The sequence below is a fragment of the Kitasatospora sp. NPDC127067 genome (assembly GCF_042724755.1).
Classification (GTDB): Bacteria; Actinomycetota; Actinomycetes; order Streptomycetales; family Streptomycetaceae; genus Kitasatospora; species Kitasatospora lactacystinica.
Genome location: NZ_JBHXEM010000015.1, coordinates 48,713 through 72,186 on the forward strand (window position 1 = coordinate 48,713; position 23,474 = coordinate 72,186).

At 74.9% G+C, this 23,474-nt stretch carries 18 protein-coding genes; 14 read left to right on the forward strand and 4 right to left on the reverse strand.

From position 1 onward, the window contains the following. The first annotated feature begins 4 nt into the window (after positions 1-4). The 12 genes from ACFWJ4_RS09080 to ACFWJ4_RS09135 all read left to right on the forward strand — a co-directional run bounded on the left by ACFWJ4_RS09080 (position 5) and on the right by ACFWJ4_RS09135 (position 15,597). Positions 5-589, forward strand: a complete 585-nt coding sequence (locus ACFWJ4_RS09080; protein ID WP_380541094.1) for a hypothetical protein — start codon at positions 5-7, stop codon at positions 587-589. Positions 590-594: 5 nt separating this feature from the next. Next, positions 595-1,227, forward strand: coding sequence for a hypothetical protein (locus ACFWJ4_RS09085; RefSeq protein WP_380541228.1), 633 nt, complete (start codon positions 595-597; stop codon positions 1,225-1,227). Beyond that, entirely contained in the window at positions 1,227-1,586 is a 360-nt protein-coding gene (locus ACFWJ4_RS09090; protein ID WP_380541097.1) for a hypothetical protein, read from the forward strand. Before ACFWJ4_RS09085 ends, ACFWJ4_RS09090 begins: the two co-directional genes overlap by 1 nt. Beyond that, the gene (locus ACFWJ4_RS09095; protein WP_380541100.1) at positions 1,579-2,736 is read left to right on the forward strand and encodes a hypothetical protein; all 1,158 of its coding nucleotides are present in this window, start codon (positions 1,579-1,581) and stop codon (positions 2,734-2,736) included. Before ACFWJ4_RS09090 ends, ACFWJ4_RS09095 begins: the two co-directional genes overlap by 8 nt. A 22-nt stretch (positions 2,737-2,758) precedes the next feature. Next, complete coding sequence (locus ACFWJ4_RS09100; protein WP_380541103.1) at positions 2,759-3,268, forward strand: phage baseplate assembly protein V; 510 nt, start codon at positions 2,759-2,761, stop codon at positions 3,266-3,268. Between the two features lie 14 nt (positions 3,269-3,282). Beyond that, complete coding sequence (locus ACFWJ4_RS09105; RefSeq protein WP_359900772.1) at positions 3,283-3,615, forward strand: hypothetical protein; 333 nt, start codon at positions 3,283-3,285, stop codon at positions 3,613-3,615. A gap of 80 nt (positions 3,616-3,695) precedes the next feature. Continuing rightward, positions 3,696-4,052: a GPW/gp25 family protein gene (locus ACFWJ4_RS09110; RefSeq protein ID WP_380541231.1), complete on the forward strand. Its 357-nt coding sequence runs from the start codon at positions 3,696-3,698 to the stop codon at positions 4,050-4,052. Then, the gene (locus ACFWJ4_RS09115) at positions 4,049-7,258 is read left to right on the forward strand and encodes a putative baseplate assembly protein (RefSeq protein ID WP_380541106.1); all 3,210 of its coding nucleotides are present in this window, start codon (positions 4,049-4,051) and stop codon (positions 7,256-7,258) included. The genes ACFWJ4_RS09110 and ACFWJ4_RS09115 overlap by 4 nt, the downstream gene beginning before the upstream one ends. Beyond that, positions 7,255-11,034: a putative baseplate assembly protein gene (locus tag ACFWJ4_RS09120; RefSeq protein ID WP_380541109.1), complete on the forward strand. Its 3,780-nt coding sequence runs from the start codon at positions 7,255-7,257 to the stop codon at positions 11,032-11,034. The genes ACFWJ4_RS09115 and ACFWJ4_RS09120 overlap by 4 nt, the downstream gene beginning before the upstream one ends. 64 nt (positions 11,035-11,098) lie before the next feature. Next, positions 11,099-13,318, forward strand: coding sequence for a hypothetical protein (locus tag ACFWJ4_RS09125; RefSeq protein WP_380541112.1), 2,220 nt, complete (start codon positions 11,099-11,101; stop codon positions 13,316-13,318). Between the two features lie 29 nt (positions 13,319-13,347). After that, positions 13,348-14,763: a DUF6519 domain-containing protein gene (locus ACFWJ4_RS09130; RefSeq protein WP_380541115.1), complete on the forward strand. Its 1,416-nt coding sequence runs from the start codon at positions 13,348-13,350 to the stop codon at positions 14,761-14,763. A gap of 174 nt (positions 14,764-14,937) precedes the next feature. After that, on the forward strand, positions 14,938-15,597 hold the full coding sequence (locus ACFWJ4_RS09135) for a transcriptional regulator (protein WP_380541118.1): 660 nt from the start codon (positions 14,938-14,940) through the stop codon (positions 15,595-15,597). Positions 15,598-15,625: 28 nt separating this feature from the next. On the opposite strand, the gene ACFWJ4_RS09140 is transcribed toward ACFWJ4_RS09135, so the two are convergent. Continuing rightward, positions 15,626-16,147, reverse strand: a complete 522-nt coding sequence (locus ACFWJ4_RS09140; RefSeq protein WP_380541121.1) for a hypothetical protein — start codon at positions 16,145-16,147, stop codon at positions 15,626-15,628. A 178-nt stretch (positions 16,148-16,325) separates the two neighbouring features. Continuing rightward, a complete protein-coding gene (locus tag ACFWJ4_RS09145) occupies positions 16,326-17,549 on the reverse strand; it encodes an ROK family protein (protein WP_380541128.1) in 1,224 nt (407 codons plus the stop codon). A 294-nt stretch (positions 17,550-17,843) separates the two neighbouring features. Between ACFWJ4_RS09145 and ACFWJ4_RS09150 the strand changes: the two genes are divergently transcribed. Beyond that, on the forward strand, positions 17,844-19,601 hold the full coding sequence (locus tag ACFWJ4_RS09150) for a SpoIIE family protein phosphatase (RefSeq protein ID WP_380541131.1): 1,758 nt from the start codon (positions 17,844-17,846) through the stop codon (positions 19,599-19,601). A gap of 117 nt (positions 19,602-19,718) precedes the next feature. Here the strand turns inward: ACFWJ4_RS09150 and ACFWJ4_RS09155 are convergent, their stop codons facing one another. Both ACFWJ4_RS09155 and ACFWJ4_RS09160 read right to left on the reverse strand, forming a co-directional pair. Next, complete coding sequence (locus ACFWJ4_RS09155) at positions 19,719-20,927, reverse strand: trans-sulfuration enzyme family protein (protein WP_380541134.1); 1,209 nt, start codon at positions 20,925-20,927, stop codon at positions 19,719-19,721. A gap of 200 nt (positions 20,928-21,127) precedes the next feature. Next, a complete protein-coding gene (locus ACFWJ4_RS09160) occupies positions 21,128-21,544 on the reverse strand; it encodes a hypothetical protein (protein ID WP_380541136.1) in 417 nt (138 codons plus the stop codon). Between the two features lie 225 nt (positions 21,545-21,769). Between ACFWJ4_RS09160 and ACFWJ4_RS09165 the strand changes: the two genes are divergently transcribed. Then, positions 21,770-23,428 (forward strand): LCP family protein, encoded by a 1,659-nt coding sequence (locus tag ACFWJ4_RS09165; RefSeq protein WP_380541138.1) that lies wholly within the window; start codon positions 21,770-21,772, stop codon positions 23,426-23,428. The last annotated feature ends 46 nt before the right edge of the window (positions 23,429-23,474 follow it).

Consider the following 23,474-nt stretch of genomic DNA (forward strand, 5'->3'; position numbering starts at 1 on the left):
ACCGATGACTGAGATTTTCGACCGAAGCCGACGGCTGGTCCTGCGGGACGACGCCGACGAATCCGCCGTGGAGGAACTGGCCGCGCTGATCGGCTGGCCGCGGCGCATCGACATTCCCGCGGACCCCGAGGAATGGACGCCCCGCCAGATCTCCTGGTACGTCGGCCCGGCCATCGCCCTCACCTACTGCGAGGATCTCCTCTCCGGTTTCTTCTATGTGATGATCACCGGTTCGGACGAGAAGGTCATCCGGAGCACGGTGGAACTCGCGGAGTCCACGCTGAACACCTGGCGGCTCCCCGAACTCGTCCGAAGTGCCGACCCCGAGGCGGATCCGGACACCTACGCGGCGGAGGTCCTGCGTCTGGGGCTGGGAGCACCGGTGGAATTCGACGAGGAATTCTTCCGGAGCGTCCGCCGCGCTCTACGGAGCGATCAGCCGGAGGTCCGGAAGAACGCGGTGTGGGCGATCACGTACGAGCCGTGGCCCGCCTACGCGCCGTTGTTGGAGGAACTGCTGGACGAGGAGCAGGACGAGGAGGTGGCCGACATCGCCCGGTCCGTGCTTGAGGAGATGGCAGCGACGTGACGTACATGGACGCCCCCAAGCCCATCAGGGCCGGGCTGGTCATCGTCGATCCGCAGCGGGGGACGCCGCAGCGGATCGTCGTGCTGCAGTTCAACCCCGACAGCCTGGAGCGGTCGCTCGCCCCGCAGGTGGCAGGAGCCGACGGGAGCGGGGACCGGACGGAGGCGTTGCGGCTGAAGGGTCCGGCCGTGGAGACGTGGAAGTTCACGGCGGAGCTGGACGCCACCGACCAGTTGGAGGTGCCGGCGCCGAACGGGATCCATCCGCAGTTGGCCACCTTGGAGTTGCTGGTGCAGCCGGCCAGTGCGCAGCTGCGGAGCAATCAGGCGCTGGCCGCGCTCGGGACGCTGGAGATCACCCCGATCGAGGCCCCGCTGACCCTCTTCACCTGGGGTGGGAAGCGGATCCTGCCGGTGCGGCTGACCGAACTGACCATCACCGAGGAGGCGTTCGACATCGAGCTGAATCCGATCAGGGCCGCCGTCGCGATCGGCCTGCGCGTCCTGACCGTCAGTGATCTGCCGACCGGGCACCGCGGGGCGGAGCTGTACCTCGCACACCTGGCGCAGAAGGAGCGGCTGGTCGGCACGGCGGCCGGTGGCCGGCTGGGCGCGCTCGGCCTCGGAGGGGGGTTCTGATGACCGTCAACGACCCGCTGAACGCGCTGCCCGCGCCCTCGCCGTACCCGCTGACCAGCCGGTACCACGGCGTCCCGGTCGCCTTGCACACCGAGCCGAGCGGGCGGCAAGTCCCTTTCCTCAAGCGGCGGTTGTTGCCCAGTGCGGACGGCCTGACCCCGCTCGCCGAGCACACCGTCAGCGCCGGCGAGCGCACCGACCTGCTGGCCTACCGCTACCTCGGCAGCGCCGACCAGTGGTGGCGGATCGCCGACGCCAATCCGGTCCTCGATCCGCGGGAGCTGACCGCGACCCCGGGCCGGCGGATCACCATCGCGCTACCCGGCGCGGTGCCCGGGCCGGGGGTGGGGAATGGCTGACGCCTCGGCCGTCACGGGGGGCGGGCCGATCGGGTCGATCCACCTGAGTCTGCTGATGGGCCCGCAGCTCCCGGTGCCGGTGCCGCAGCCGGTGACCGACGCGCTGCTGTCGGCGCAGGTCACGGTGGCCTCCGGGCAGCGCAGCGGGTTCCAGCTGGCCTTCGACCTGTCGAAGCACGGTCTGATCAACACCGCGCTGCTGCCGGGCGGCTTCTTCGACCCGAAGATCAGGGTCGTGCTGATGGTGACCGTCACGGGCACCCCGACCGTGCTGATGGACGGTGTGATCATCCGCCAGGAGGTCGGCATCAGCAACCAGCCCGGCCAGTCCACGCTCACCGTCACCGGCGAGGACCTGACGGTGCTGATGGACCTGGAGGAGCAGGCCGGCGTGCCGTTCCCCGCGATGTCCCCGGCGGCCCGGGTGGCCGCGATCATCGCCAAGTACGGGCAGTACGGCATCGTGCCGCTGGTCATCCCCGAGCTGGTGCCGCAGACGCCGATGCCGACCCGGCGGATCGACTTCCAGAAGGGCACCGACCTCGGGTACGTCAACGAGCTGGCGAAGGCCAACGGTTACGTGTTCTACCTCGACCCCGGCCCGGCCCCCGGGATGAGCCGCGGCTACTGGGGACCGGAGATCCGGCTCGGTGTGCCGCAGCACGCGCTGAACGTGAACATGGACGCGCTGTCGAACGTCGACCAGCTCACCTTCGCCTTCGACGGGACCGCCCGCGAGGAGCCGGAGGCCCGCGTCCAGTTCCCGGCGACCAAGGTGTCCGCCGTCCTGCCGGTGCCGGAGGTCAGCATCCTGCGTCCGCCGCTCGCGCTCAGGCCCGCGCCGGCGCTGAAGAAGAAGGTCATCGCCGACACCGCCAAGAAGGACAGCTCCCAGGCCGTCGCCGAGACCATCGCCAAGGCGATGCAGTCGGCGGACGCCGTCTCGGGCTCCGGCCAGCTCGACGTCGTCCGGTACGGCCACGTGCTGCGGCCGCGCGAGCTGGTCGGCGTCCGCGGCGCCGGACTCACCTACGACGGCCTGTACTTCGTCAAGAGCGTCACCCACAACCTCAAGCGCGGCTCGTACACCCAGAACTTCACACTGACCCGCGAGGGCCTGATCGCCCTCCAGCCGACCGTCATCCCCTGACGCTGCAGCAGGAGTTGCCCACATGGCCGAACCGACCCGCTACCTCGGCAAGTTCCGGGGGACGGTGGTGAACAACGTCGACCCGCTCGGGATCGGCCGCATCCAGGCCCAGGTGCCCGACGTGCTGGGCGAGGTCGCGTCGACCTGGGCGATGCCCTGCTTCCCGGTGACCGGCCCGGGAATGGGGCACTACGCCGTCCCGCCGGTGGGGGCGGGCGTGTGGATGGAGTTCGAGCAGGGCGACCAGAGCTATCCGATCTGGACGGGCTGCTGGTACGGCTCCGCCTCCGAGGTGCCGGTGGAGGCGACGACCGGCCCGCCGGGCGTGCCGAACCAGGTGCTGGAGACCCCCGGGCGGCGGGTGATCGTGCTGTCCGACGACCCGACCACGGGGATCACCCTCCGCACACCGAGCGGGGCCTCGATCGTGATCAACGACTCGGGCATCCGGATCAGCAACGGCCAGGGCGCCTCGATCTCGCTCGTCGGCGCCACCGTTTCCATCAACCAGGACGCCCTGAGCGTGACCTGACGGGGGAGAGACTCGTGCCCGGAAATCTGCTGCACGTCAATGCGACGGTGACCTGCCCGCACGGCGCCCAGGCGACGGCCCTGCCCGCCCAGGCCCGGGTGCTGGTCGCCGGCCAGGCCGTCACCAGCACGGCCGACCTGTACACCGTGACCGGCTGCCCGTTCACCGTGGCCGGCAAGCCCCAGCCCTGCGTCACGATCCGCTGGGTGGTGCCGTCCGCCCGGATCCGGGTGAACGGCTCCCCCGCGCTGCCGCAGTCCGCCGTCGGGCTGTGCCAGAGCGCCGAGCAGGTCCCGCAGGGGCCGCCGGTCGTGACCGTCGTCCAGCAGCGGGCGGTGGGGGTATGAGCACCCCGACGAGCACCGGACAGCTCGACGGGACCGGCGCCCGGCCGACGGCTCCGCTGCCCGGCCCGGCCCGGACGGACATGGCGTTCCCGTTCCGGATCGACAGCCGCGGGCGCACCGCCGAGGCGGCGTACGACGACCACGTGCGCGACCTGATCGAGCAGTTGCTGTTCACCAGCCCGGGCGAGCGGGTCATGCACCCGGACTTCGGCTGCGGGCTGCTCGACCTGGTCTTCGCGCCGAACAGCCCGGAGCTGGCGGCCACCCTGCAACTGTCCGTCCAGGCGGCGCTGCAGCGGTGGCTCGGCGACGTCATCGAGGTCGCCGCGCTCGACGTGGAGAGCGAGGACAACGTGGTGCGGGTCGAGCTGGCGTACGTCGTGCGCCGGACCGGTACCCAGCGGCAGGACGTCTTCGAGGGCGGGGTGGCGGCATGACCGGGCGATCCGAACGTCCGACGGCGCGGTGCGGGACGGAACTGCGGCGCGCCGACGTGCGCGCGGCGCACCTGCTGGGCGTGGACGGCGCCGAGCTGGAGGACGACGGGCGCACGCTGAGCGTGACCTTCCTCGGCCGGGCGCCGCAGGAGCTGGGCCCGGAGAACATCCGCGTCGACGGCGGTCGGCGGATCACCGGCCTGCGCGCCGTCGCGGTCGACATCGAGCGCGCGGACGACCCGGAGCTGGACGACCGGATGCACGTCACCCTCGACCGCGCCGGCGACACCTCCCGCTACCGGCTGACCGTGGTCGAGGCGGACGCCTACGGCCGGCCGGGCCCCCGCCCGTACCCGGGCTTCGACCCGAGGTACGCGAGCACCGGGTTCTCCTTCGGCGCCGACTGCCCCTCCCCCTACGACTGCCGCACCGAGGAGGACTGCCCGCCCGCCGTCCGACCGGCCCCGGTCATCGACTGCACCGCCCGCGACTACGAGAGCCTGCGGCGGCTCGTGCTGGACCGGATGAGCCTGACCACCCCCGGCTGGACCGAGCGGCACCTGCCCGACCTCGGCGTCACCCTGGTCGAGCTGCTCGCCTACACCGCCGACCAACTCTCCTACCAGCAGGACGCGGTGGCCACCGAGGCGTACCTCGACACGGCCCGGCGCCGGGTGTCGGTGCGCCGGCACGTCCGGCTGATCGACTACGCCGTGCACGACGGCTGCAACGCCCGGGCGTTCGTCACCCTGGCGACGGACCGCCCGCTCACCCTCCACCCCGGCACCTTCCGCTTCGCCGCCGTCGACGTCAGCCGGCTCGGCCCGCAGGAACGCCCGGAACTGTCCACGGTGATCCCCGACGAGCAGTTGGACGCGCTCACCCGGACCGCGGCGGTCGAGGTGTTCGAGCCGCTCGGCGGAACGGACCTGGTGCTGCACCCCGCGCACAACACCATCCGGTTCTGGACCTGGGGCGACCAGGACTGCGTCCTGCCGAAGGGCGCGACCTCCGCCACCCTGCGCGACGACTGGCACGAGGCCGACCGGCCGGAGGACCGCACCCGGCACCTGGCGCTGCGCCCCGGCGACCTGCTGATCGTCGAGGAGGTGCTCGGCCCGCGCACCGGCGCCGCCGCCGACGCCGACCCCGCACACCGCCAGGCCGTCCGGCTCACCTCGGTCACCCACCTGGTCGACGAGCTGTACGAGCAGCCCGTGGTCGAGGTCGAGTGGGCGCCGGAGGACGCGCTCACCTTCCCGGTCTGCCTGTCCGCGCGCGGCGGGAGCGACTGCGGCCCGATCCCCGACGTGAGCGTCGCCCGCGGCAACGTCGTGCTGGTCGACCACGGCCGCTCGCTCACCTTCTGCGGCGGAGCCCCGGAGACCTTCACGGTGCCGCCGGAGCCGGTCCGGGTGGCGTCCTGCGGTCCGGGTGGGTCCGGCTGCGCGGACCGCGTCGGGGGCAGCCCCGCGGCGGAGGCGATCCACGAACTGCTCGACCGGACCAGGACCGGCCGCCAGCTCGGCCCACGACAGGTCCGCGAGCTGTACGCGCTGCTCGGCGAGGCGGCGGTCCGGCGAGCCGGGCTGAGCATCCAGCTCGCGCCGGGCGCGAGCGCGGAGGGCGAGGACGGCCAGCGCGCCGCGGTCGAACCGCCCACCGCCGACGCCCAGGCGGCGACGCTGGAGACGCTGCTCGACCAGACCCGCTACCCCGTCCTGCCGCAGCCCTTCCGCCCGGTGCTGCGCTACGCGCCGGTCACCCAGGCGGCCGCCTACCCGGACCGGGCACACGTCTGCGCCCGGCAGGCCGTCCTGCTCGCCGGCATCCCCGAACGGGTCCGGCAGCGGCTGGAGGAGATGTGGCACCGGGCGGACTGCGGCCACCCCCTCTCCCGTGCCGAACTCGCCGAACTGACCCTGCTGTTCGGGTCCCAGCCGGTGCACGAGCTGCGCCTCGCGGAGCGGCCCGCCGCCGGACTGCGCGAACTCCTGGCCCGCCGCACCCGCCTGCTCGCCGCCAAGCTGCGCCGCCTCGACGTGCTCACCGCCCGTGCCCGCGCCGGCGGGGTGCTCCGGCGGCCCGGCGTCTGGGAGGTGACCCAGAGCTGGGGCGGCCGCTACGCCTCCGGGCTCGACCCCGACTCCCCCGCGTCGGCCGGCCCGGCGTCCGGGATCACCGCCCAGGACCCTCGTGCCGCACTGCCGGCCGTCCTGGCCGCCGCAGGGGGCCAGGAGTGGACGCCCCGCCGGGACCTGCTCCCGGACGGCCCGCGCGACCGGCACTTCGTCGGCGAGCCGGAGGACGACGGCCGCCTCGCGCTGCGCTTCGGCGACGGGCGGCACGGTCAGCCGCCCCGGCCCGGCGCGGAGTTGCGGGTCGCCTACCGGATCGGCAACGGCACGGCCGGCAACCTCGGCGCGGAGGCCATCAACCACCTGGTGGTCTGCCGGGACCAGCCGCCCCGCGCGAGGGGGCGCAGCACCGTCGTACCGCCGCAGGACGCGCTGCTCCGGGTCCGCAACCCGATGCCCGCGAGCGGCGGCACCGATCCCGAACCCCTCGACCAGGTACGGCAGTCGGCCCCGCTCGCGCTGAGCCGAACCCGGCTGCGCGCCGTCACCGCCGCCGACTACGCGGAGCTGGCCGCAGCCCTGCCGGGCGTCCGGCGGGCCGCCGCCGAACTCCGCTGGACCGGCAGCGTCCAGGAGGTCCACGTCGCCGTCGAGCCGTACGGGCAGGCCACCGCCGACACCGCCCTGCTGGCGGCGGTCGGCGACGGCCTGGAGGCGTACCGCCGGATCGGCCACGACCTGGTCGTCCGCCCCGCCCTGGTGGTACCGCTCGACCTCGAACTGCAGGTCTGCGCCGCCCCCGGTTACCAACGCGGCCACGTGCTGGCCGAGTTGCGCCGGGTGCTGGGCAGCCGCGCCCTGCCGGACGGCCGGCTCGGCTTCTTCCACCCGGACGCGCTGGGCTTCGGCGAGCCGGTCCGGGTCTCCCGGCTGGTAGCCGTCGCCGCCGCCGTGCCGGGCGTGGTCAGCGCCCGGGTCACCCGGCTGCGGCGGCAGTTCGGGCGGGACGACGGCGAGCTGGCCGACGGGCTGCTGCGGCTCGGCGCGCTGGAGATCGCCGGCTGCGACAACGACCCCGACCGGCCGGAGAACGGCCGGCTCTCGATCGTGATCGGAGGCGGCCGATGAACGGCCAGTGCACCTGCGGCTGCTCGGGCACCGCCACCGCGACCCCGGCCCCGCTGTTCAACCCGCCCGGGCTGGACGCCATCGGCTACCGGGTCGGCCGCTACGGGGAGTTCCTCGACAGCCTGCTCGCTCGGCTGTCCGGCCCCGCCTACCCGGCGCTGCGCGACCTGACCGTCCGCACCCCGGACGACCCGGCGATCGCGCTGCTGGACTCCTGGGCCGTGCTCGCCGACGTGCTCACCTTCTACTCGGAGCGGATCGCCAACGAGGGCTACCTGCGCACCGCCGTCGAGGAGGAGTCGCTCACCCTGCTCGGCCGCCTCGTCGGGCACCGGCCCCGGCCCGGCGTGGCCGCCGACACCTACCTCGCCTACACCCTCGACCACGACCCGCGGGCCGCCGAGGACCCGACCGTGGTCGTCCCGCGCGGCGCCCGCAGCCAGAGCGTCCCCGGCCCCGGCGAGGACCCGCAGTCCTTCGAGACCGCCGAGGACCTCGCCGCCCGCTCGGCCTGGAACGAGTTGGCCGTGCTGCGCCGCCGCCCGTACCAGCTGACACCCGGACAGCTGAACCCCGGCGGGCGGGCCGAGCTGTTCGCCGCCGGGACCGCCAACAACATCAAGCCCGGCGACCGGCTGCTGTTCGTCTTCAGCGCCGACAGGGCCGCCGACCCGGTCCACCGGGTGATGCGGCTGGTGCCCGAGGTGCGGCTCGACCGCGAGAACGACGTCACGGTGATCGGGCTGCCCCGGGACCTGCGCACCCTCAAGGACCTGCGCGCCGAACTGGCGGACCGGATCACCGTCTCCGAGGGCGCCCCGAACCCCAGGCCCGGGCACAGCCGGATCATCCGGGACTTCGACGACCAGGTGCTGGCCCCGCTGCGCGCCGACCTCGACCGACCGTCCGGCCCGCTGAGCACCCCGGCCGACTTCGCCGAGCGGCTCACCCCGGTGATGGCCCGGGCGGCCGAGGCCGCCGAACTGGCGCACTCCCAGCAGCCGGTGGCCGACTGGTTCGGACGCCTCGGCGAGGAGCTGTCCGGCCTGCGCGACCGCGCCCACCAGCTGGAGCCGCCGCAGGCCCCCGACAAGCCCGGGCCGAACCCTCCCGGCACCGGAGCCGCCGACCCGGCCGTCCGCGGGCTCGGCTCGGTGCTGGCGGCGCTGCGCACCGCCCCCACCCGGCCCCCGCTGAGCGCCCGGGACCTCACCCGCGACCCGCAGCGCCTGTTCGCGCCCGGCTCGGACCTCGGCGTGCAACTGCTGTCCGCACTCGATCCCCGGCTGCGCGACGGCCTCTACCCCGCCTGGCGGCGGGTCGACCTGACGGTGCCGCTCGCCGTGCACGAGATCCAGGCGATGCGGGTGGTCGCCACCCCGTTCGGCGCCACCGCGCCGCTCAAGCCCGTCTACGGCAACGACGGCCGGATCGACCGCTACGTGGACTGGCCGCTCGCCGGCAGCACGCTGATCGGAGTCCGAATCGGCTTCGACACCGCCGGCACCGTCCCGAGGACCGCCGACTTCACGTACGTCGAGGCCGGCAGCCTGACGCACGACGGCTTCTCGCTGCCGTGGGACCACACCTTCACCCTCGGCCCCGGACAGGTCAAGGTGGTCACCACCGAGCCGCCGGCACCGACGCCGAACCCGCACGCCGCCGCCGTGCGCGCCGCGGTGCCCGCTCCCGACCAGGAGGCCGGGGTCAGCGCCAGGTTCCTGGCCAAACTGCCCGAACGCACCGTCTTCGTGTCCCGCCCGCAGGCCGACGGGCGCATCCACGTGACGGTGGACGGCGGGCCCGGCCCCGCGCTCGACTACCAGCTCGAAGCGGGCCAGGAGAAGACCGGCGAGTCCGGCGAGCTGAACGTCCGGGTCCACCGCTACACCGCCACCGACGAGTCGCCGCCCGCGGTCGAGGTGGTGTTCACCACCAAGCTGCAGCCGGTCTCCGGCACGGTCCTCACCCTCGACGCCGTCTACGACCAGATCGCGCCCGGCAGTTGGGTGGTCATCCAGCGCCCGCGCAAGGGGATCGACGGCGGCATCCCGGGCAGCCGCGACCTCGCCGAGGTCATCACCCGGGTGACCGACGTGCGCGTGATCTCCCGCGCCGACTTCGGCATCACCGGGAAGGTGACCGAACTGTCGCTGCAGCAGCCGTGGTTGGACGAGAAGGACACCCAGCTCTCGGACATCCGGGACACCACCGTCTACGCCCGCGGCGAGTCGCTGCGGCTCGCCGACGAGCCCGTCACCGAGGAGGTCCACGGCGACCGGATCGAACTCGCCCGGCTCTACGACGGGCTGACCCCCGGCCGGTGGATCGCGGTCAGCGGCGAGCGCACCGACATCCCGAACACCACCGGGGTCCGGGGCACCGAACTCGCCATGATCGCCGGTGTCGGGCAGAGCGTCGACCCGTACCTGCCCGGGGACACCGTCCGCACCGCGATCACGCTCAGCGCCCCGCTGGCCTACCGCTACCGGCGCGACACCGTCCAGGTCCTCGGCAACGTGGTCCGCGCCACCCAGGGGGCCACGCGCGACGAGGCCGTCGGCAGCGGCGACGCCGGGGTCCCCGGCCAGCGCTTCACGCTCTGGCAGTCGCCGCTCACCTGGCTGGCCGCCGACACCCCCGGGGGCGCGCGCAGCACCCTGGAGATCCGGGTCGACGGGGTGCGCTGGCACGAGGTCGACAGCCTCGCCGGGCGCGGCGCCGACGAACGGGTCTACGTCACCTCGACCGCGGCCGACGGCCGCACCACCGTCACCTTCGGCGACGGCGTGCACGGTTCGCGCCTGCCCACCGGCCGGGAGAACGTCCGCGCCCGCTACCGGATCGGCATCGGCGAGTCGGGCAACGTCGGCGCCGGACGGATCACCCAGCTCACCACCCGCCCGCTCGGCGTCTCCGCCGTCGTCAACCCGCTGCCCGCCACCGGCGGCGCCGGCCCGGACGGCCCGGGTCCGGCCAGGCGCAACATCCCGCTCGCCGTCACGGCACTCGACCGGCTGGTCTCGGTGCCCGACTACGAGGACTTCACCCGCTCCCGGGCCGGCATCGGGCGCGCCGGCGCCACCCGGCTCTCGGACGGCCGGCGGGAGCTCGTCCACGTCACGGTGGCCGGGGTGGACGACATCCCGCTCACCGCCGACTCCGACCTGATCCGCACCCTGCACTCCTCGCTCACCGCGTACGGGGACCCGAAGCTGCCGGTCGAGGTCGCGCTGCGCGAACTCGTCCTGCTGGTCGTCGCCGTGAACGTGAAGGTCGACCCGGACCACTCCTGGGACCTGGTCGAGCCGGCGCTGCGCCGCGCCCTGCTCGACCGCCTCGGCTACGCCGGGCGCCAACTCGGCCAGAGCGCCCACCTGTCCGAGGTGCTCGCCGTCGCCCAGGCCGTCCCCGGCGTGGACCGGGTCGACGTCGACGCCTTCACCGGTGTGCCCGGCAGCCTCACCCCGGAGGGCCTGGAGCACCTGTCCGAGCAGCTCGCGCAGCCGCAGCCGACCGTCCCGGCCCGGCTCGCCCGCTTCGACGAGCAGCGCTACCGGGTGCGGGACCCCGACGGGGAGACCCTCACCGACATCGCCGCCCGCAACGGCATCTCCGTCGCGGAACTGCTGCGCCTCAACCCGGCGGTCACCGACACCCGCCCGCTGCCGGCCGGCCGCGTGGTGACGGTGTTCCGCGGCATCCGTCCGGCCCAACTCGCCCTGCTGTCACCGAATCTTCCCGACACGTTGATCCTCAAGGAGATCCGCGCATGAGTGAGCGACGGGGGTCCCCCCGGCCCGAGGCTGGGGGAGAGCGAATCGTCGAGAGGTGCGTCCGATGAGCCGCGACCCGGACGGACTGCTGGAGCTGCTGCCGCAGTGGCACCGGCTGCGCGACGCCGACGCGGGCGAGCCGCTGCGCGCCCTGCTGGCCGTCGTCGCCGAGCAGGTCGACGTCGTGCGCAGCGGCATCGAACAGGGCTACCAGGACTGGTTCGTCGAGACCGCCGCCGACTGGGCCGTCGCCTACCTCGGCGACCTGGTCGGCTACCGGATCCTGCCCGGTTACGAGGAGGTGCTCGCCACCGGCCTGCACGGCGGGGCCTCCCCGGATCGGGTCGCGGCCCGCGACCGGCTCGCCGCCCGGCTGGCGCCGCGGCACGACGTCGCGAACACCGTCGCCCACCGCCGGCGCAAGGGCACGCTCGCCCTGCTGGAGGAGCTGTCCGCCTCGGTCGCCGACTGGCCGGCCCGGGCGGTGGAGCTCTCCCGGCTGCTCGGCGGCACCCAGCCGGTGCGGCTGCTGCGCCCCGACGAGGAGGCGGCCGACCGCCGGCGGCTGAGCCGGGGCCGGCTGGTCGACGTGCGACGCGGCGCCGAACTCGACCTCCTCGGCGGGCCCTTCGACGGGCAGGCGCACACCGTCGACGTCCGCCGGGCCGCCTCCACCCGCCGCCAGGGCGGCTGCACTCCGGCCGGGGTCGCCCTGTACGTCTGGCGGCTGAAGGCGTACCCGGTCACCCGGGCGCCGGCCTACTGCATCGACCGGGCCAGGAACCTCTTCACCTTCTCGGTCCTCGGCAACGACACCCAGCTGGTCACCAAACCCGAACCGGAGCCGTCGACCACCCACCTCGCGGCGCTCGACAACGTGCCGGCCCCGATCCGGCGCCGGCAGCTCGCCGAGCGCCTGGCCGACTACTACGGACCCGGCAAGAGCTTCGCCATCTGGCGCGACGGCGCCCAGGAGCCGGTCCCGCCCGCCGAGATCACGGTGGCCGACCTGAGCGACTGGACGTACCGGCCCAAGCGCGGCCAGGTCGCCGTCGACCCGCTGCTCGGCCGGATCGCCTTCGGCGCCCGCTCCGCCCCGCGCCGCGGCGTCCGGGTCGACTACCACCACGCGTTCGGCGACGACACCGGCGGCGGGGAGTACCCGCGCGACCGCCCGGAGGCCCGGCACCGGGCGCTCTACCGGGTCGGCCCCGGCGGGCCGTACGAGCGGATCAACGACGCCTACCAGCAGTGGCGCGCCGACCAGGAGGACGGCAGCGCGGGCGGCGCCGCCGTCATCGAGATCACCCACAGCGGCGCCTACCAGGAACAGCTGGACTTCGACCTGGCCGAGGACGACCGCCTCGAACTGCGCGCCGCCGAGGGCACCCGGCCGGTGATCCGGCTGCTCGACTGGTACAGCAACCGGCCGGACGCGCTCAACGTGCGGGGCGTCTGCCCGGGCGGGCGGCTGGTCCTGGACGGGCTGCTGATCACCGGTCGCGGGGTCAACGTCACCGGACCGCTGGCCTCCGTCACCCTGCGGCACTGCACCCTGGTGCCGGGCTGGTCGCTGGAGCCGCACTGCGAGCCGCACTCGCCGCAGGAGCCCAGCCTCGTGCTGGACCACACCACCGCCTGCGTGACGATCGAGCGCAGCATCCTGGGCACGATCGAGGTCGTCGGCGACGAGGTGGACACCGACCCGCTGGAGATCCACCTCGCCGACAGCATCCTGGACGCCACCGGACCCGAGCACCCGGCGCTCTCCGGGCCCGACTGCGAGCACGCCCACGCGCTGCTGCACGCCCACCGCTCCACGGTGGTCGGCGAGGTGCACACCCACGCGGTGCCGATCGCCGAGGACTGCGTGTTCACCGGGCGGCTGCGGACGGCCCGCCGCTCGCTCGGCTGCCTGCGGTTCTGCTACGTCCCACCGGGCTCGCGCACCCCGCGCCGGTACGAGTGCCAACCCGACCTGGTGCGCTCGGCGGTGACCGAGCTGGTCGAGCGCGGCGAGCTGGACCCGGCGCCGGCCGCCCGGCTGCGCGAGCTGGAGGCCGAGCGGGTCCGCCCGCTGTTCACCAGCCTCCGCTACGGCACGCCCGGCTACGGGCAGTTGGCCGCCAGGTGCGCCCCGGAGATCACCCGCGGCGCCGAGGACCGCTCCGAACTCGGCGCCTTCCACGACCTGTTCCAGCCCCAGCGCGAGGACAACCTGCGGGCGCGGCTGGCCGAGTACACCCCGGCCGGCACCGACGCCGGGATCTTCTTCGTCTCCTGACCCGCCCTGATGACTCCGAAAGGGAAACCGTGCACGCAGACTTCTCGCGCCTGACCTTCCGGCCCGGCAAGCACTACTCCGCGGTGCTGACCCAGCAGGGCCGGGTCCAGCTCGACGCCGACGCCAACGAGCAGGCAGCGATCGAGCGGTACCAGCTGCGCACGCTCGCCGCCGACCTGATCGGCCGCCGCGGCGGACCGGCCGGGGCGGCCGGATTCGCGATCGGCTACGTGCCGGGCAACCACGACGTGGACGACCTCACCATCGGCGGCGGCCGCTACTACGTGGACGGCATCCTGTGCGAGGCCGACCGGCCCGAGCCCGGCATCGCCGTGCCCGACGACGGCGGCCAGGGCAACGGCGGCGACGCCCGGGAGGCGCCCGCCGGCTGGACGTACTGGGACCAGCCGGACGCCTACCGGGACCAGGAGCGCGACGGCGACCGGCTGCCCGGCGAGTTCCCGTTCCTGGTCTACCTGAAGGTCTGGGAGCGCAGCGTCACCGCCGTCGAGGACCCGGAGATCCGCGAGGTGGCGCTCGGTGCGGCGATGCCCGACACGGCGGCCCGGGCCAAGCTCGTCTGGCAGGTACTCACCCTTCCCGCCTCGGAGTTGAGCGTTCCGGACGGCGGGACGTCCCGGGTGCGGGAGGCCTTCGACACGTGGGCCGACGCGCACGAGCGGCCGGGCGGGCTGCTGGCCGCGCGAGCCCGGCGGCCGGAGCGGGTGAGCGAGGACCCGTGCCTGGCCCACCCCGAGGCCGGCTACCGGGGTCCGGAGAACCAGCTGTACCGGGTGGAGGTCCACCACGGCGGCTCGGCGGAGGGCTGCGCCACGTTCAAGTGGTCCCGGGAGAACGGCTCGGTCGTCCTGCCGATCGCCTCGATCGAGGGCGTCTGGGTCGACCTCACCACGCTGGGCGACGACGACAAACTCAGCCTCTCGGTCGGCGACCGGGTCGAGGTCGCGGACAGCGCGTACGTCAGCCGGGGCGAGGCGGCGAACCTGCTCCAGGTGGAGGAGACCGACCTGCCGGGGCGCCGGGTGCGACTGTCCGCCGAACCGGTGCCGGAGGTCGGGCGGACGGCCGAGCGTCACCCGTTCCTGCGCCGCTGGGACCACCGGGCGCCCCGCGGCCGGGACGCCCTGCCGCTGGCCGGCGGCGCCCTGCAGCTCCAGGAGGGCGCCTGGCTCGACCTGGAGGACGGCGTCCAGGTGTACTTCCGACCGGGCGGCGAGTACACCCGGGGCGATTACTGGCTCATCCCCGCGCGAACCGCCACCGGCTCGGTGGAGTGGCCGCAGAACGCGGCCGGCGAGGCGCTGCTCCGGGAACCGGCCGGGGTCCGGGTGCACCATGCCCCTCTCGCCTGGGTGAAGGGCCCGACCACGGTCGTCGACCTCCGACAGACCTTCGCCCCGCTGACCGCCCCCACCCCGCAGTAGGGCGTGCGGCCCGGTGGGAGCGGGTGCGGGGCGGTCGCCCGCTCCACCGGCTCCCGGCCCGGCACACGGACCGGCCGGGCGGGGTGGGGGCGCCGCCCCCGGCCTGTCGCCGCCGCACCGGCACCGTCGGACGGTAGGAATGGCAGCGGACCGTACCGCACCCCGGAGGCACCGGTGAACCACCCGATCCTCGACCAGATCCAGGACCTGCGCGCCCGGTTGGCACCCGGCGACACCGTCCCGCCGCTGGTCACCGCACTCGCCGACGGCACCGCACCACACTCGGCGCTGGCCGAGCTCTGCGCCCAGCAGCACCGGATCATCCGCTCCGACCGCCGCAGTCTGCTGCTGCTCGCCGGCCGCAGCGCCGACCGGCCGGTCAGCGCCTGGTTCGCCGCCCTGGCCGAGGGCGAGAGCGCCGCGCTGCGCACCCTGCCCGCGCTCGGCGCCGCCGTCGGCCTCGACCGCGACGCACTGGAGTCCCGACCGCCCCTGCCCGGCTGCCAGGCCTACCCGCACTTCCTCGCCTGGCTCGCCGTGAACAGCGATCCCGACGCGGCGGCCGCCGCCCTGGTCGCCAACTTCGCGGCCTGGGGCGGCTACTGCGCCACCATCGCGCAGGCGCTGCGCAGCCGGTACGGCTTCTCCGACGAGGCCTGCGCGTTCTTCGACTTCTTCGCCCAGCCCGCGCCCGAGCTGGAGCAGCAGGCCGCCGACGCCCTGGGCCCGGACCGACTGGACGGGCCGACCCTGGCCGCCGCACACGAGTACGGGCTGCTGCTCCAGGCCTACGAGCACCTGTTCTGGGACACCCTGGGCGTCATCGGCGCCTGAGCCCGGAGCGCCCCGGGCCCGCGGGGCCTCAGGCCTGCCAGTGCGGCTTCCCGCTGACCATCCGGCAGTAGATCACCCGGCCGCCGGCCTCGTGGGTGCTCTTGCCCAGGTCCGCGGTGCGGCAGAACTGCCCGGCCTCGTAGCAGTTGCCCGCGGCCGAGCGGATGTCGCACCCGGCGCCGGCCGCCGCCGGAGGCTCCGGGTCGGTCGGCGGCTGGGCGGTGGTCACCTTCGGCTGCGGCGCCTTGGTGACGGGCGGCTGCACGGGGGCGCTCGGCTGGGCCGGAGGCGCGACCGGCGGGGGCGTGGCCACCGGCGCCGCGGGGGCCGGCTGGGCCGGCGGGCTGCTGACCGGGGCCGGGGCGGCGGGCGCCGCCGGCGGGGTGGTCACCGCGGTCGTGGTGGTGGCGGCGGTCGGCGTGGCCGAGGCCGTGGCACCGCCGTCGGCCGCCGACGGGTCGCACCCGGTCAGTGCCAGACCGACGGTGAGGACGAGTCCGGCGAATCCGGCCAGGCCGGCCCGACGGCGACCGGCTATCCGTGAAGGCATGGGAGGAGAACGCTCCGTTCCGTATGGATGAGTCGTGCGATTCAAGCAGGAACCGCACACGCACCGTCCACCGAACCCCCACTCGTTGGCAGATCGAGACCTTCCGGCCACCGGCCGAGCGCAGCGGCCGAAACAAAGCAGCCGAAGACAGCAGCCGGACGACCCGGCCGATCGACCGTCAGCGCAGCCCCGCCGTCCGGCGCTCGAACACCTCGGGGCGGGCGGTCTCCAGCGCCGTGGAGACCGCGCCGAGGAGCACCGCCTCCTCCCCCAGCAGGCTCGGCGCGAGCGTCGGACGCATCGGGGCGAGCCGGTGCAGGGCCTGCTCCAGCGGTTCCAGGAGCAGGTCGGCGCTGCTGCCGATCCCGCCGCCCAGCACCACCAGGTCAGGGTCCAGGACGGCCGACAGCACGGCCACCGCGTAGGCGAGCCGCTCGGCCTCCCGCTCCACCGCCCGGACCGCCGCGGGCTCCCCGGCCCGGGCCCGCTCGAACACCTGCTTCGCCGTCAGCTGCCGCGTCGCGGACTCCCCGTCCAGCCCGAAGTCCCGGGCGGCACGCACCACGGCGTCCGCGGCGGCGTCCTGCTCGATGGTCGCGCCCGGCTCGCCGGAGCGCCCGGGCAGCGGGACCAGGCCGATCTCGCCCAGCGCGCCGTGCGCGCCGAGCAGCAGCTCGCCGTCCTTCACCACACCCAGCCCGAGGCCGGTGCCGACCAGCAGGTACGCGAACATCCGGCTGCCCCGGCCGGCACCCAGGGTGTACTCGCCGAGCGCCGCCAGGTTGGCGTCGTTGGCCACCGAGACGGCCGTTCCCAGGCCCTCCCCTATCCGGTCGAACAGTCCCGGCCTGCCCCAGCCGGGCAGGCTGCTGGCGTAGCGCACCCCGCGCCGCTGCTCGTCCCACACCCCCGGGGTGCCGATCACCGCGTGCACGATGTCCCCGGCGGCCAGGCCCGCCTCGTCGATCGCCTCGTGCGCGGCGGCGACCACGGCGTGCGCGACGGCGTTCGCCGAGCGGCCCCGGTTGGCGACGTCCCGGCGGGCGATCACCGTCCCGGCCAGGTCGGCCACCGCCACCCGCAGCCGGGCCCGGCCGATGTCCACGCCGAGCACGTGCCCGGCCGTCGGGTCGACCTCGTACAGCACGGCGGTGCGGCCCCGCTCGGGGGCCAGTCGCCCGGCCTCCCGGACCAGGCCCGCCCGCTCCAGCTCGGCCAGGGCGGCCGAGACCGTCGGCTTGGACAGCCCGGTGTCCCGGGCCAGCTGGGCGCGCGAGGAGCCGCCGCCCGTGCGCAGCAGTTCCAGCAGCAGCCACTCGTTGTTGCTGCGCAGCCGCTGCCGGTTCCACGGCACCCCGGGGGCCCCGGCCGCCGGGCGACTGGTCGGCTGGTGGGGGCTCATCGGGTTCCTCCGGTCTGGGTCTTCGGGCGCGGGCCGGGGCGGTGCGGCCGGGTCGGTACGGCCGGGTGGGCCCGGCCCGGCCCGCGGCGTCCGGGGTCGGGCGCCGCCGCCCAAGTATGACCGGAGATCATCCGGCGTTCGCCTGCCGTATCCGTACGGCGGCGCGGATGTCCGCCGCGGTCGGCCCCGCAGCCGTCCGAGCCGTCCGAGCGTTCCGTTACAGCACCGTCTCCGGCCGGTCAACGTTTCACCCACCTGTGGGCGTGCCGCGCGCGGGCGCGTGATCATGGGCGTATGCACTTCCGGCACGGCAACCGAGCAGAGGGTCCGCGGCCCGCGACACCGGACACCCGGTCCCTGGCGGCGACCGCGGCGGCCCTCGCCGCCCGGCTCGGCGCGATCACCGGCGGTGACAGCGGCGGCGACACCGGCGGCGACGATCCGGAGCGGCTCCGCGAGGTCCTGGCCGCCGCCCCCGTCGGCGTCGCGCTGCTCGACGAGCGCCTGCGCTGGCAGTACCTGAACGCGGCGTTCACCACCGCCACCGGGCTGCGCCGCGCGGACCTGCTCGGCCGGGCCGCCGGGACCACCGCCTTCGCCGGGGCCCTCGGCATCCTGCGCCGGGTGCTCGCCGACGGCCTCGCCCGCGAGCACGCCACCGGAGGCCCGGACGGCGCGGGCGCCCCCGTGCCGCCCGGCCTGCGGGTGCGCTACCGGGCACTGCGGCGCTCCGGGCGGACCACCGGGGTGGTCGTCGTCGTCCTGGACGACCCCGACCCCGCCCGCGACCAATTGCGCGAGCTGGAACGGGCCAGGGCCCGGCTCGCCCTGCTGGACGCCGCCACCGAACGGATCGGCACCACCCTCGACATCGCCACCACCGGCGCGGAGCTCGCCGCGTTCGCCGTGCCCCGGCTCGCCGAATTCGCCGTCGTGGACCTGCTGCCGCCCGAGGCCGAACCCGCCCGGGCCGGCCACGGCGCGCCCCGGCGGCTGCGCCGCGCCGGCGCCCGGTCCGTGCCCGCGCTGGCCGCCGCCCTCGCCGAGCTGCCCCGGTACGGAGAATCGATCCGCCACCGGGAGGGCTCGGCCGCCGCCCGCAGCCTGGCCGGCGGTGTCGCCGTGCTCACCGAGCCCGGCCCCGAGGACAGCTGTCCGGCGGGTACGGCCTCGCTGCTGGTCCTGCCGCTGGCCGCCCGGGGCCGCCTGATCGGGCTGCTCACCCTCGGCCGCACCGCCGCCGGCCCGGCCTTCACCCCCGACGAGGCCGCCCTGCTCGGCGACCTCGCCGCCCGCGCCGCCACCGCCCTCGACAACGCCCGGCGCTTCGCCCGCTCCCAGGAAATCGCCCTCGAACTCCAGCGGGCACTGCTGAGCGAACCCGGCAACCCGCACCAGAACCTCGCCCTCGCCTCCCGCTACCTGCCCTCCGGGAGCGCCTCGGTGGTCGGCGGCGACTGGTTCGAGACGGTCCGGCTGCCGTTCGGGCGCACCCTGCTCGCCATGGGCGACGTCATGGGGCACGGCGTCGAGGCCGCCGTCGACATGAGCCACTACCGCTCGGCACTGCGCGACCTCGCCGGGATGGACCTGCCCCCGCACCGGATCCTGCGTCAGCTCGACAACATCATCTCCGCCGACGACTCCGCCCGCCCGGCCACCTGCCTACTGGCCCTCGCCGACCCGGGCCGCGGCCGCTGGACCCTCTCCAGCGCGGGCCACCTGCCGCCCGCCCTGATCACCCCCGGCCGGCCGACCGAGCTGCTGCGCGTCCCCACCGGCCCGCCGCTCGGCACCGGTCTCGGCGGCTACGAGCAGACCGCCCACCCGCTCCTGCCGGAGCAGGCCCTGCTGCTCTACACCGACGGCCTGGTCGAGCGCCGGGGCGAGGACATCGACGTCTCGCTGGAGCGGCTCGCGGCCCTGCGGCTGCCCGCCGCCGGAGACCTCGACGACCTGCTCGACGCCGTCCTGCGCTCCCTCGCCCCGCCGCCGGCCCCGGCCGCCGAGGACGACATCGCGCTCCTGGTGGCCCGGCCCCGGCAGCGCTGACGGGCCGCGGGGCGCGCCCGCCTCCACCGCGCTCCGACCCGGGCGGCGCCCCGGACGTCGAGCACGGGGCCCGGGCCGGCCCGCACTCACCCGCTCCGGCGGCCGCACCGCTCGGGCTCACACCTTCGCCAGCGCCCGCGCGACGTCCGCCCAGATGTCCTCCGGGTGCTCGATGCCCACCGACAGTCGCACCGTCCCCGGCCCGATGCCCACCGCCGCCAGTTCCTCGTCCGACAGCTGCCGGTGGGAGGTGCTGGCCGGGTGGAGCACCAGGGTGTGCACGTCGCCCAGGGACGGTGCCAGCGAGGCGAGCCGGACGGACTCGGTGAACGTGCCGGCCGCCTTCCGGCCACCGGCCAGGTCGAAGGCCAGGACGCCGCCGTGGCCGTCGGGCAGCAGCCGGCGGGCGAGGTCGTGGTCGGGATGGGTGGGCAGGCCCGGGTAGTGGACGGCGGTGACCGCGGGGTGGGCGGCGAGCCGGCCGGCCAGGTCGAGCGCGGTCTCGCACTGGCGGCGGACCCGCAGGGCGAGGGTCTGCATGCCGCGCAGGGTCAGCCAGGCGGCGAACGGGTCGGCGGAGGCGCCGAGTTCGAGCGAGCGCCGCCAGACCCGCCGGTGCAGCTCCGGGTCGGCGAAGACGGCGACCCCGCCGAGCACGTCCGAGTGCCCGCCCAGGTACTTGGTCACGGAGTGGATCACGATGTCCGTGCCGTGCTCGATCGGGCGGCACAGCAGCGGGGTCGCGAAGGTGTTGTCCACCACGCTCACCACCCCGGCGTGCCGGGCGACGGCGATCAGCCCGGGCAGGTCGGTGACCCGGGTGGTGGGGTTGGAGACGGTCTCCAGGAGCAGCACCCGGGTGCGGGGCCGCAGCGCGGCCGCCACCCCGGCGGGGTCGTCGCCGCTCACGAAGTCGACCTCGACGCCCCAGCGCTCGGTGAGGTCGGTCAGCGCGCCGACGGTGCCGCCGTACAGGCTGCGCTGGGCGATCACGTGGTCGCCGGCGCGCAGCAGGGAGAGCAGCACGGTGTTGATCGCGCCCATGCCGGAGGCGGTGGCGAGGGCGCCGGTGCCGCCCTCCAGTCCGGCGACGGCCTGCTCCAGCGAGCGGACGGTGGGGTTGCCGAAGCGGTTGTAGAGGAAGGCGCCGTCCGGTCCGTCGTGGGCCCCGGCGAGTGCGTCGCCGGTGTCGAAGGCGAACAGGTGGCCCTGGTGCAGCGGGACGCCGAGCGGACGGCTGCCGGTGACCTCGGCGAGCGGCGGGTGGACGACCCTGCTCTCGGGGCGCAGACCTTCGGGGCTCTCGTGGGTGCGGAAGTCGCTCATGGCGCCCATCCTCGGGCGGCCCCGGCACCCCGGCCAGGGCCAATCGGCGTCAAGTGGCCCGCCCCGGGCGGTCGTTCCGGCTCCACCGCCCGGCGGGCGGCGGCGAACGCCCGGGTCGCGGCCGTGCGCGCTGCGCGGTGTACTCGGCCAGTAAACGGCCGGTGCACGACCGGTGCACGACCGACGCTGGCGGCGCGCGGCTACTTGCGGCGGCTGAAGATCCGCTTGGCGGCGTAGACGATCCCGACGATCAGCAGGATGACGAGCAGGATCAGCAGGATGACCACGACCAGCAGGAACTTGCCCAGCTTGGCGAAGAAGCCCTTTTTCTTCTTCTTCTCGTCCTTGGCCGCGAGGTGCGCGACATCGGCGGCGGAGGAGATGGCGGAGGTGGCGGAGGTGGCGGCGACCGCGGAGGCGGCGCGCGCCTCCGTGCCGATCTGCGCGCCGCCGTCCGCGGCGGCGGCACCCCCGGGGGCTCCCGGATGCGCGGCGGCGGCCGCGACGGTTCGGGGTGCGGCCACCGCCGCCGCGCCCGAGGCCGCGGCGGTGAGGCCGGCGGCGGCCAGCAGGGCCACCAGGGCGCCGGCTATCGAACGTGCTATCCGATCAGTCATCGTGCTCCTCGTACGGGTCCGGAGCAGCGCGGAACAGCCGCTCTGACCAATTTCTCATGGTCTGACCAGCTGGTTTTCCCATCCGCGCCTAGTATGCTCCACTGAAGTTCTACAGCGGTGTAAAAGTTTAGCGACGGGTCACGCCCGGATCGGCTCCGGCCCCGGGCCACGCGAACCCGCCGCTTTTCGACGGGGGCTCGCGTGGCAACTGTGGAGGATGACGACGTGTCTGGCCGAAAGGGTTCCCCCGAAGCCGAGAATTCGCCGCACCGGGCGGGCGGACGCCGGGCCACCGGCCGGAGAACCGGCCGGAAGAACGACCGGAACCCGGACAGTGCGAGCATATCGGACGGCCGTTCAGCGGCCCGGGCGCGCAAGAAGCCCAAGCGCAGCACCAAGGAGAAGGTGCTCTGGGCGACCGCCGGCTGCACCGCGCTCGCCGTCCTCGGCGGCGCCGGCCTCTACTACCGGCTGAACAGCAACATCAACACCTTCGACGGCGACGCCCTCAGCAAGGACCGCCCGGAGGCCGCGACCCCGGACGCCCAGGGCCGCACCCCGGTCAACGTGCTGATGATCGGCTCGGACAGCCGCGGCAACGGCAACAGCGACCTGGGCGGCGGCGGGGACGGCGGCGCCCGCTCGGACACGGCGATCCTGCTGCACGTCTACGCCGACCACAAGCACGCCGTCGGCATCTCCATCCCCCGCGACTCCCTGGTCACCATCCCGCCGTGCAAGCTCCCCAACGGCAAGTGGACCAAGGAGCAGACCAATGTGATGTTCAACAGCGCCTTCTCGGTCGGCGACAGCGACCAGGGCAACCCGGCCTGCACCCAGAACGCCGTCGAGAAGCTGACCAACCTGCGCGTCGACCACACCATCGTGGTGGACTTCAACGGCTTCGCCGCGATGACCAAGGCGGTCGGCGGCGTCGAGGTCTGCCTGCCGAACGACATCCACGAGGGGGACCTCAACCCCAACCTCGGCCACAAGGGGAAGCTGCTCTTCCCCAAGGGCAAGCAGAAGGTCGAGGGCCAGGCCGCGCTGGACTACGTCCGGGTCCGGCACGGCATCGGCGACGGCTCCGACATCGGCCGCACCAAGCGCCAGCAGGCCTTCATGTCCTCCCTCATCAAGGAGGTCAAGTCCCGCGGCATGGACCCGACCACGCTGCTGCCGCTGGCCGACGCGGCCACCAGGTCACTGACCGTCGACCCCGGCCTCGGCTCGGCCGCCAAGCTGCTCTCCTTCGCCATGGAACTCAAGGACGTGAACCTGCACGACATCAAGTTCCTCACCGTGCCCTGGCGCTACGAGGGCCCGCGGGTCGCCCTGGTGCACCCCGACGTGGACCAGCTGTGGGCCGCGCTCAAGGCCGACCGCACCATCGACGGCCAGGACGCGAGCGCCCCGGCCGACGCCGCCACCCCCTCCGCCCCTCCCGCCGCCGAGGCCGCGCCCGTGCCGACCCCGGCACCGGACACCAAGGCCGCCGAGGTGAAGGTCTCCGTGCTCAACAGCACCGGCGAGTCCGGGCTCGGCGGCCGGGCCGCGGAGACCGTCAAGGGCGCCGGCTACACCGTCGCCGGCGTCGGCAACGCGGTCGGCAAGCCGCGCAGCACCACCGTCGTCGAGTACGGCACCGGCGAGCGCACCGCCGCCGAGGCGGTCGCCAAGCTGTTCCCCGGCGCGACCGTGCAGCCCGGCGGCCGGGGCGTCAGCGTCGTCCTCGGCCACGACTTCGCCGCCGCCAACCCCGCCGGCCCCGCCACCGCGGCCCCCGGCGGCGCCCCCACCGCCCCGGCCCCGCTGCCCACCAGCGTCAGCGGCGCCGCCCGCTCGGCCGACGACGATCCCTGCGCCAACCTCTCGTACGGCTGAGCCGGTCCGTCCCGCGCACACGACGGCGGGGCGCCTCCGGCTCGTC